The organism is Variovorax sp. P4_B10 (assembly GCF_056402375.1).
In genome coordinates this window covers 1-7,039 of sequence record NZ_JBFUHN010000147.1, presented here as the reverse complement: position 1 = coordinate 7,039, position 7,039 = coordinate 1, and the positions used below count along the sequence as shown (strand labels likewise).

The window sequence follows — 7,039 nt, the reverse complement described above, 5'->3', positions numbered from 1 at the left end:
GCGCAGCGAAATAAAGGAGGAGGCATGCGGCCATAGGCCGCGCCGGGGGACATTCGCGGAGCAAGGTACCCCGTCGGCGTGAGCGCGCCCTGAACAACGCACTCCACACACCCCCTGGAAGAAGAGGCACGGAGTGCGCGAGGATCGGCGGGCTCAGCTTATCGTTCGATGGTCAACGCCACGCCCATGCCGCCGCCGATGCACAGCGAGGCAATGCCCTTCTTGGCGTCCCGGCGCTGCATCTCATGCAGCAGCGTCACCAGGATGCGGCAGCCCGACGCGCCGATCGGATGGCCGATGGCAATCGCGCCGCCGTTCACGTTGACCTTGTTCACGTCCCAGCCCATTTCCTTGTTCACCGCGCAGGCCTGCGCGGCGAAGGCTTCGTTGATCTCGAGCAGGTCGAGGTCGGCGGCCTTCCAGCCGGCGCGCTGCAGCGCCTTGGTCGACGCCGGCACCGGGCCCATGCCCATGATCGCGGGGTCGAGGCCGGCGGTGGCGTAGCTGGCGATGCGGCCCAGCGGCTTGAGGCCGAGTGCGGCGGCCTTCTTGGCCGTCATCACCATGACGGCGGCAGCGCCGTCGTTCAGGCCCGAGGCATTGCCCGCCGTCACGCCGCCGGCCTTGTCGAAGGCGGGGCGCAGGCCGGCCAGCACGTCGGCGCTGGTCTTGCGGTTGATGAACTCGTCCTGGTTGAAGACGACGGGGTCGCCCTTCTTCTGCGGAATGCTCACGCCGACGATCTCGTCCTTGAACTTGCCGGCGTCCTGCGCAGCCGCTGCCTTGGTCTGGCTGCCGAGTGCGAGCTCGTCCTGCGCGGCGCGGTCGATGCCGAACTTCTTGGCCACGTTCTCGGCCGTGATGCCCATGTGGTACTGGTTGTAGACGTCCCACAGGCCGTCCACGATCATGGTGTCGACCAGCTTCCAGTCGCCCATGCGCTGGCCGTTGCGCGAGTTGGGCAGTACGTGCGGTGCGGCGCTCATGTTCTCCTGCCCGCCGGCGATCACGATCTCGCTGTCGCCGGTGGCCACGGCCTGCGCCGCGAGCATCACGGCCTTCAGGCCCGAGCCGCAGACGGCGTTGATGGTGAGTGCCGGGGTTTCCTTGGCACCGCCGCTCTTGATCCAGGCCTGGCGCGCGGGGTTCTGGCCGGCACCGGCCGCGAGCACCTGGCCCATGATCGCCTCGCCGACCTGCTCGGCCGTGAGGTTGGCGCGCGCAATCACTTCCTTGATCACGAGGGCGCCCAGCTCGGTGGCGGCAATGCCGGCCAGTGAGCCGCCGAACTTGCCGACCGCCGTGCGTGCAGCCGAAACGATGACGATGTCTTCCATGAGGTTCTCCGTTGAAGTGATTTGAAGTCGTGGTTGTGAAGGGTCAAGCTCTTGCCTTGACGTAGCGTCCGGGCGCCGGCTCGATGGCCTTGTAGGCCTTGCCGTTGCCGTAGGTCTTGGGCGCGGGGATCTGCTTGCCCGCGTGGCCCTTGAGCCATTGTGCCCAGTCGGTCCACCAGCTGCCAGGATGCTCCTGCGCACCGGTCAGCCATTCGGCCTGGGTCTTCGGGAACTTGCCGTCCTCGCGGATCCAGTGGCTGCGCTTCTTCTTGGCGGGCGGATTGATCACGCCGGCGATGTGGCCCGAGGCGCCCATGACGAAACGCTTCTTGCCCGGCAGCAGTTGCGTCGACGCGTAGGCGCCGCCGATCGGCACGATGTGGTCTTCGCGCGAGCCGTAGATGTAGGCCGGGATGTCGATCTTGCCGAGGTCGATCTTCTCGCCGCACACCGTGAGCGCATTCGGCTTCGCGAGCTTGTTCTCGTGGTACGTGTTGCGCAGGTACCAGGCGTAGAACGGGCCCGGCAGGTTGGTGGCGTCGCTGTTCCAGTACAGCAGGTCGAAGGGCGGCGGGGTTTCGCCCTTGAGATAGTTGCCGACCACGTAGTTCCAGACGAGGTCGTTGGGGCGCAGGAAGCTGAAGGTCGAGGCCAGGTCCATGCCGGGCAGCAGGCCGCCCTTGCCCAACTGCATTTCGCGGTACGCGACCATCGTCTCGTCCACGAAGATGTCGAGGATGCCGGTGTCGCTGAAGTCGAGGAATGTGGTGAGCAGCGTGACCGACGCGGCCGGCTTCTCGCCGCGCGCCGCGAGCACGGCCAGCGCGGTGCTCAGGATGGTGCCGCCCACGCAGAAACCCAGCGCGTTGATCTGCTTGCTCCCGCTGATCTCCTGCACGAGATGGATCGCCTTGATGGCGGCGTTCTCGATGTAGTCGTCCCAGGTGGCCTTGGCGAGCGACTCGTCGGGGTTGCGCCAGCTCACCACGAACACGCGATGGCCCTGCTCGTTCGCATAGCGGATCAGCGAGTTCTCGGGCTGCAGGTCGAGGATGTAGAACTTGTTGATGCACGGCGGCACCAGCAGGAAGGGCCGCTCATGGACCTTGGCGGTGAGCGGCTTGTATTCCAGCAGTTGGAAGAACTCGTTCTCGAACACCACCGCGCCCTCGGTGGTGGCGACGTTGCGCCCCACTTCGAAGGCGCTCTCGTCGGTCATGCTCAGGTGGCCCTGCCTGACGTCGTGCAGCAGGTTCTGGATGCCCTTGGCGATGCTCTCGCCCTGCGAATCGATGGCCTTCTTCTGCGCCTCGGCGTTGAAGGCGAGCGAGTTGCTGGGCGACGAGGCGGCCATCCATTGCTCGACCGCGAAGCGCATGCGCGCCTTGGTCTTTTCGTCGGCATCGATGGCTTCGGCCATGCTCAGCATCGTGCGGCCGTTGAGCAGGTATACGGCGGCGGAAAACGCAGACAGCGGATTGCTGCCCCAGGCTTCACTCGCAAAACGCCTGTCGCCCGCGGGCTTGGCATCGAAGCCCTGGCGCCAGAGCTCGGTGGCTTCCGCGACGTACTGCTGCTGGATCGCCTGCAGCTTTTCGGGCGCAATGGAGAACTTCGGCAGCTCGGGCATCTTTGCCGCCTGCGGCATCTGCCACAGCGGATTGCCGCCGACATTGAAGGCCGAGGCCCCCTGCGCGGCGGATTGCTGGAATGATTCCAGCGCCTGGGTCCATCCCTCTGAAAGTGCCTGCTGGAAGGGCGCGAATGCATCCGCCCCCGTCGCTTGTTGCTTCATCATGTCTCCTGGTCCTCGCCTGAATCGAATCCGGATGGGTGCGTGTTTTGAGTATCCTGCATTCGCAAGGCACTCACAACGCCACCCGTTCCACTTACCGACTGAAACTTCTCGTGTTTATCCATCTCGTCGTGATCGGCTGGCTCTACGTTGTCCTGATGATGGCGGTGGCCGAGGCCACCAACACCACGGGCACCGTGCTGGGTGCCATCTTCACATTTCTTTTGTACGGATTGGCGCCCGTGGCACTGGTGGTTTACCTGATGGGCACGCCGGGTCGCCGCCGCGCGATCAAGCAGCGCGAGGCCGAGGCGCAGGAGGCCGCACGCCGCGCCGCGAGCGAAGCTGCAGCCGGATCAGACCTTCCAGACCAGCGCGGCGAAGCGCCCGCTGACGCCGTCGCGCCGGTGCGAAAAGAACCGTGACGGGTTGGTGACGGTGCACCATTCGTCGCTGCCGTCGTTTCCGTATACAGCRCCGACACCGGCCGCGCGCAGCCGCTGGCGCGCCAGTGCGGACAGGTCGGCAAGCCACTTGCCAGGCGCGGCAGCAGATTTGAAACAGTTCGCAGCTTCAGGCGCATGCGCCTCGAAGGCGGCCTTGACTTCGGCCCCGACCTCGAAAGCCCCGGGGCCGATGCAAGGCCCAAGCCACGCGATGACTTTGGCAGCGCCAGGCACCGGCCCAGTCTCGAAGCGCTTGAATGTCTGCTCGAGCACACCGCCCGCGAGCCCGCGCCATCCGGCATGCGCGGCAGCCACCCGGTGGCCTGCGTCATCGGTGAAGAGCACCGGCAGGCAGTCGGCCACCATGATCGTGCAGGCGAGGCCGGCCGCCGTCGCGGTGCAGGCATCGGCGGCCGTGCCGTCGCGCACGACGTCCTGCACCGCATCGAGCGCGACAACGCCGGTGCCATGGACCTGCTGCAGGAAGACCGTGCGTGCGCCAACGGCCCGCTGCAGGCGGCCGCGGTTCTCGGCCACATGCGCGCCCTCGTCACCGACGTGGTCGCCGAGGTTGAGGCTCTCATAGCGCCCCAGCGAAACGCCGCCGTCGCGCGTGGTACACACCGCCCGCACGTTCGATGGGGCCGGCCATTCCGGCACGAGCCAGCGCGCGTCCATGGCAGCGCTCGATCAGGCTTCCGCGTCGGGCGCCTGCGAAGGCTGCGCGCGCTGGAAGGCGTCGAGTTCCATGCAGGCCTCGAAGGCGGCCATGCTGCGCGGCAGGCCGCTGAAGTCGCAGTCGAAGCGGCGGCCGTTGAAGACCTGCGGCACGAGGCAGCAGTCGGCCAAGGTCGGCGTGTTGCCATAGCAGAAGGTGCCGCCGGGGTGCTGCGCGAGCTGCCGTTCGAAGGCCAGCATGCCGTCGCGCACCCAGTGGCGGTACCACGCGTTCTTGGCCGCGTCGTCGAGCTTGAGCTCCTTCACGAGGTACTTGAGCACGCGCAGGTTGTTGAGCGGATGGATCTCGCAGGCGATGGATTGCGCCAGCGCGCGCACATGGGCGCGGCCCACCGGGTCGTGCGGCAGCAGCGGCGGCTCGGGATGCGTCTCGTCGAGGTATTCGATGATCGCCATCGACTGCGAGAAGCGCTCGCCCTCGTCTTCGAGCAGCGGCACCAGCATGTCGGCCGAGATGGCGGAGTACGGGCCGCTGCGGTGATCGCCGCGCGCGATGTGCACGGGAACGTACTCGAAATCGAGGCCCTTCAGGTTGAGGGCGATGCGCACGCGGAACGAGGAGGAGGAGCGGAAGTAGTTGTGCAGCTTCATGAGGTCCCAAGCATAGCGCCGGCTAGGAGCGCGGTGTGGCCTGCAGCACGCAGCGGAAGTCGCGCAGCCCGGCCTTCGGCGTGAGCTTGCGCCATTCGTCGAGGATGCGGCGGGCGTGCGCCTCCTCGCGCGCGGCGATGCCGATGTGCCACGGGCCGAAGGCCTCGGGCGGCTCGCCGGGCGCATGGTTGTGTTCGCCATCGGGGCGGCCTTCGGAACAGGCCTTGCAGAGCACCTGGATGCTCGTGGTCCAGTTCTCGGCACTGGCATCGGCCTCTTCGAAGCGCTTGGTCAGCGCATGGATGTCGTCCTCGTTGGCGTCGTCCACCGAGACCTCGTAGGTCGAGTAGTCCGAGGGCGCGATCAACTCCAAGGCATCGAACACCGGAACCTCCCGCTCGCCGCGCCGGCGGTAGCCATTGGCTGCGCCGTCGTGCAGCACCAGGTCGCCGTAGCGGTGTCCGCAGGCGGGCGACGGCACGTTGCGCAGGATGGCGCGCGCCGGGTCGATGCGGTCCGACCAGACGACTTCGCTGGCCTCGTCGCCATGCACGCGGATCGGCGTGAGCCCGACGAAAAAGTCGACCGGTCCCTCGCCATCGGGAATTTGAATGCCGTATTTCTGCCAGGCGCGGCGCGCGGTGGGCCAGTCGCCCAGCGCGGTGGCCGCGATGCCCAGGTTCCACAACGCGCCCTCGTTGCCCGGATCGCACTGCACGGCCCTGGCGTTGGCCTGCAGCGAGGCGGCCCATTCACCGCGGTATTTGTGGATCAGGCCGGCGTTGTACCAGGGCGCCGACCAGTGCGGATGGATCGCGCTCGCCTGGGCATACGCCGCCAGGGCGCCGTCCTGGTCGCCCTCCTCGTCGCGCTGGCGACCGAGTTCGTTGAAGGCTGTGGCTTTACCGGCTTTGCCGAGTCGAATGGGCATGGTGTAGCGAGGGGAGATCGGAGAAACGCAAAGGGTGCCTATTGTGAGTCGCCCGACAATCCCGGGCTGGCGCTCCGGCAACCCCGCCCTGCCTCTGGCACACTGCCGGTCTCCCCTCCCGTTTCGCTGAAAAAGGACACGTCGCCATGGCTTCCGAGTTTGTTTTCGCCCCGCCCGCCACCGTCTCGGTTCCGGTGGTCGGCCAGCCCGCCCGCTTTCCGGTGCACCGCATCTACTGCGTGGGCCGCAACTACGAAGATCACGCCAAGGAAATGGGCTTCACCGGCCGCGAGCCGCCCTTCTTCTTCATGAAGCCGGCCGACGCGCTGGTGGTGGTCGATGCGGGCCAGACCGGCACCATGGCCTACCCCACGCTCACCAAGAACCTGCACCACGAGATCGAACTCGTGGTCGCCATCGGCATCGGCGGCAAGAACATCTTGGCGGCCGACGCGCACAAGCACATCTACGGCTACGCGGTCGGCCTCGACATGACGCGCCGCGACCTGCAGAACGACATGAAGAAACAGGGCCGCCCCTGGGACATCGGCAAGGGCTTCGAGCAGAGCGCGCCCATCGGCCCGATCGTGCCGGTGGCACAGGCCGGCGATGCCGAGAACGCCGAGATCTCGCTGCAGGTCAACGGCACCGACCGCCAGCGCAGCACCGTGAGCAAGCTGATCTGGAACGTGGCCGAAACCATCGAGCACCTGTCGGCCGCGTGGGAGCTGCAGCCCGGCGACCTGATCTACAGCGGCACGCCCGAAGGCGTGGCGGCCGTGGTTTCCGGCGACACGCTGGTCGGCGCAGTCGCCGGCCTGCCGACACTCACCGTCAAGATCGCCTGAAGACGGCAACACCGGCCCATGATCCTGCGCGTCCCCATCAAGCACTGCAAGAACTGCGGCACCGCGGTGGTCTACCGCATTCCGGACGACGGCGACACCAAGCAGCGCGCCGTCTGCCCGGCCTGCCACACGATCCACTACGAGAACCCGCTGAACGTGGTCGGCACCATCCCGGTCCTGGAAGACAAGGTGCTGCTGTGCAAGCGCAACATCGAACCGCGCTGGGGCAAGTGGACGCTGCCGGCCGGCTTCATGGAGCTCGAAGAAACGACCGCACAGGGCGCCGCCCGCGAGACCGACGAAGAGGCCGGCGCGAACTTCGAGATGGAAGGCCTGTTCGCGGTGATCAGCGT

The 7,039-nt window shown here is 67.0% G+C and carries 8 protein-coding genes; 3 read left to right on the top strand and 5 right to left on the bottom strand.

The window, feature by feature from the left end; translation table 11 throughout:
• Window positions 1-158: 158 nt before the first annotated feature.
• Together AC1DXX_RS32770 and phaC are read right to left on the bottom strand one after the other, a co-directional pair.
• Window positions 159-1,337, bottom strand: coding sequence for an acetyl-CoA C-acetyltransferase (locus tag AC1DXX_RS32770; RefSeq protein ID WP_478138369.1), 1,179 nt, complete (start codon window positions 1,335-1,337; stop codon window positions 159-161).
• Between the two features lie 43 nt (window positions 1,338-1,380).
• Window positions 1,381-3,132 (bottom strand): class I poly(R)-hydroxyalkanoic acid synthase, encoded by a 1,752-nt coding sequence (gene phaC, locus AC1DXX_RS32765; protein ID WP_478138368.1) that lies wholly within the window; start codon window positions 3,130-3,132, stop codon window positions 1,381-1,383.
• A 113-nt stretch (window positions 3,133-3,245) separates the two neighbouring features.
• On the opposite strand from phaC, the gene AC1DXX_RS32760 reads away from it, so the two are divergent.
• A complete protein-coding gene (locus AC1DXX_RS32760) occupies window positions 3,246-3,557 on the top strand; it encodes a hypothetical protein (RefSeq protein ID WP_478138370.1) in 312 nt (103 codons plus the stop codon).
• On the opposite strand, the gene pgeF is transcribed toward AC1DXX_RS32760, so the two are convergent.
• From pgeF to AC1DXX_RS32745, 3 genes are read right to left on the bottom strand one after another with little or no spacing between them, the layout of a single operon-like run.
• The gene (gene pgeF / locus AC1DXX_RS32755; protein ID WP_478138367.1) at window positions 3,489-4,256 is read right to left on the bottom strand and encodes a peptidoglycan editing factor PgeF; all 768 of its coding nucleotides are present in this window, start codon (window positions 4,254-4,256) and stop codon (window positions 3,489-3,491) included. The two genes, AC1DXX_RS32760 and pgeF, sit on opposite strands and share 69 nt — an antisense overlap.
• Window positions 4,257-4,268: 12 nt before the next feature.
• Window positions 4,269-4,907: a maleylacetoacetate isomerase gene (gene maiA / locus AC1DXX_RS32750; RefSeq protein ID WP_478138366.1), complete on the bottom strand. Its 639-nt coding sequence runs from the start codon at window positions 4,905-4,907 to the stop codon at window positions 4,269-4,271.
• Between the two features lie 22 nt (window positions 4,908-4,929).
• Window positions 4,930-5,838: a tetratricopeptide repeat protein gene (locus AC1DXX_RS32745; RefSeq protein ID WP_478138365.1), complete on the bottom strand. Its 909-nt coding sequence runs from the start codon at window positions 5,836-5,838 to the stop codon at window positions 4,930-4,932.
• A 146-nt stretch (window positions 5,839-5,984) separates the two neighbouring features.
• On the opposite strand from AC1DXX_RS32745, the gene AC1DXX_RS32740 reads away from it, so the two are divergent.
• Both AC1DXX_RS32740 and AC1DXX_RS32735 read left to right on the top strand, forming a co-directional pair.
• Window positions 5,985-6,686, top strand: a complete 702-nt coding sequence (locus AC1DXX_RS32740; protein WP_478138364.1) for a fumarylacetoacetate hydrolase family protein — start codon at window positions 5,985-5,987, stop codon at window positions 6,684-6,686.
• An 18-nt stretch (window positions 6,687-6,704) separates the two neighbouring features.
• Window positions 6,705-7,039 (top strand): NUDIX hydrolase (locus AC1DXX_RS32735; protein WP_478138363.1); only part of this gene is annotated, 335 nt, incomplete at its 3' end.

Bases quoted from the DNA above. Each gene is read 5' to 3' on its own strand.
- AC1DXX_RS32770 (WP_478138369.1), bottom strand. From the start codon at position 1,337: ATGGAAGACATCGTCATCGTTTCGGCTGCACGCACGGCGGTCGGCAAG.
- phaC (WP_478138368.1), bottom strand. From the start codon at position 3,132: ATGAAGCAACAAGCGACGGGGGCGGATGCATTCGCGCCCTTCCAGCAG.
- maiA (WP_478138366.1), bottom strand. From the start codon at position 4,907: ATGAAGCTGCACAACTACTTCCGCTCCTCCTCCTCGTTCCGCGTGCGC.
- AC1DXX_RS32745 (WP_478138365.1), bottom strand. From the start codon at position 5,838: ATGCCCATTCGACTCGGCAAAGCCGGTAAAGCCACAGCCTTCAACGAA.
- AC1DXX_RS32740 (WP_478138364.1), top strand. From the start codon at position 5,985: ATGGCTTCCGAGTTTGTTTTCGCCCCGCCCGCCACCGTCTCGGTTCCG.